This window comes from Petrocella sp. FN5 (assembly GCF_029210395.1).
In the GTDB taxonomy this organism is placed as follows: domain Bacteria; phylum Bacillota; class Clostridia; order Lachnospirales; family Vallitaleaceae; genus Petrocella.
Window position 1 is genome coordinate 1 of sequence record NZ_JARGDP010000145.1, and the last position, 2,151, is coordinate 2,151.

2 protein-coding genes are annotated in these 2,151 nt (G+C 33.8%); both read left to right on the forward strand.

Annotated features, from left to right (window positions below; genetic code table 11):
- The first annotated feature begins 30 nt into the window (after window positions 1-30).
- The gene (locus P0N36_RS15050; RefSeq protein ID WP_275843697.1) at window positions 31-1,050 is read left to right on the forward strand and encodes a TRAP transporter substrate-binding protein; all 1,020 of its coding nucleotides are present in this window, start codon (window positions 31-33) and stop codon (window positions 1,048-1,050) included.
- A 3-nt stretch (window positions 1,051-1,053) separates the two neighbouring features.
- Window positions 1,054-2,037 (forward strand): AEC family transporter, encoded by a 984-nt coding sequence (locus P0N36_RS15055; protein WP_275843698.1) that lies wholly within the window; start codon window positions 1,054-1,056, stop codon window positions 2,035-2,037.
- Window positions 2,038-2,151 lie beyond the last annotated feature (114 nt).

Here is a 2,151-nt window from a genome sequence, read left to right on the forward strand (position 1 = left end):
CTAAATAGTTGTGAATAGGAAGGTGTCAAAATGAGTAGGTATAAAAGTAGATGCATAATAGCTGTTATATTTGTAATTATTATCTTAGCAGGCTGTTCAAGGCAATTGACTGAGGAGCCGGATATGACCGAGGAAGTTATAGTCCTTAGGTTTGGACACTATGCAATTGAAGATCATCCTGCAAACACAGCCGCCGCCCTTTTTGCTGAAAATGTTGAAAAGCGAACAAATGGTAAAGTCATAGTTGAGATTTTTGCAGATGGACAACTGGGTACACCACCTGAAATGTTAGAACAGAATATTATTGGTTCAATCGATATGAGTTTGCCTACTCAAGGCGCTTTAGACAAGTATTCTAAGAAATTTGCGACAGTGATGTTACCCTTTGTTTTTGATAACTATAAGCATGCCTATCGCGTTCTTGATGGAGAATTTATTGAATGGGTTGAAGATGATTTAGATAAACAAGGTTTAATTATGTTGGCAAACTGGGAGTATGGGTTTAGAAATATAACCAATAATACCAGACCGATTATTACACCGGATGATATTATTGGCCTTAGACTTCGAACCCCACCGGAAATGCAGTTACAACTAGCAATGGAATCTTTAGGAGCAAATGTAACCAAAATTGCATTTCCTGAGATTTATCTTTCATTAAAACAAGGTATAGTAGACGGACAGGAAAACCCACTAACCATTATTTATTATAACAAATTATATGAAGTTCAAAAGTATCTTACCATGACACGTCATACTTATAATTGTATGGTCCATGTCGTAAGTAAAAAAACATGGGAGACGCTGACTAAAGAACAACAGGAAATAATTAGAGAAGAAAGTATTACTGCAGGCAACTGGATGCGTGGGGAAGTACAAAAGGAAGAAGTAGAAATTCTGAAAAAATTGCAGGATGAAGGTATGATCATTACTTACCCTGACCGAAGTGTTTTTAAAGAAAAGATGAAATATGCTTATAATGCTATTTCAACCTATGCAGGTATAGAAAACGTGGAGTACTTTTTACAACTCGTAGAAGAATCGAGGTAAGCTATGGAACTGCAAATCATTATTAATCAGATCTCAAAACTTATTTTATTAGTGCTCGTGGGTGTCTATGCAAGAAAGTTAAAGATTATACCTGAAGAAGGCATAGCAATTCTGTCAAAATTACTAATTAATATAACCTTACCTATTCTAACTTTTTTTAGTATCACAAGTTACAAACTACCGGACGATATTTTTCGAGATGGATTTTTTATTATAAGTATGGCAGTATGCATTCAACTGTTCAGTTTATTTGTGGGTAAATTAATAGCTAAAATATTAAAATTAGGTAGAGTCAAAAAGAATGTGTATGCAGCACAACTCATGATTGGTAATACAGTTTACCTTGCCTTTCCACTTATGACGGAGTTGTTTGGCAGAATTGGTTTAATCTATGCGATTATCTATTATCTGGTCAGCTTAACCTTTATTTGGACAATGGGTGTATATTTATTTAACAAAGATGAGATGAAAAATGTTAGACAAATCTTTAAATCATTAATAAATCCGTGTACGATTGCTTTTGCATTAGGTATAATTGCGCTCATACTTAGAATCGATATTGCCATGGAGAAATGGGACTTATTTAATAAGTCATATCAGTTCATGTATGATACATTTTATCCTCTAGGCAATACAACAATGAGTTTATCCATGGTATTTATCGGGTTGATAATAGGACAAATGAAGTTCAAACAGATTGTTGGAATATTCAAGGATCGATCCGTTCAAATACTTGTTTTAGTGAAACTTATTTTAATACCTGTTTTTTTTATATTTGTACTTATATTTGCCAAAGAATTTGCAAGTGAAATTGCGGTTGCGGTCATATTTATAGAAACGCTCATGCCTGCAAGTACAGTGACCGTTGCAATTGCTAAGGAAAATGGATCAGACTATACTTACGCTATGGAGATAGCCATTGCAACAACGATTATATGTCTTGTTACGATACCGGTCATGCTCCGTTTATATCAAGTTGTTTTTTAGGTTTTGTTATGCATTCGCAACTATATACTGTTGATACAAGTTCAAGTAAAATTATACAGTTTTGACACTCTAAGTATAAACAAAAATTTCAAAGTAAGATGAAAAGGAGAAAAG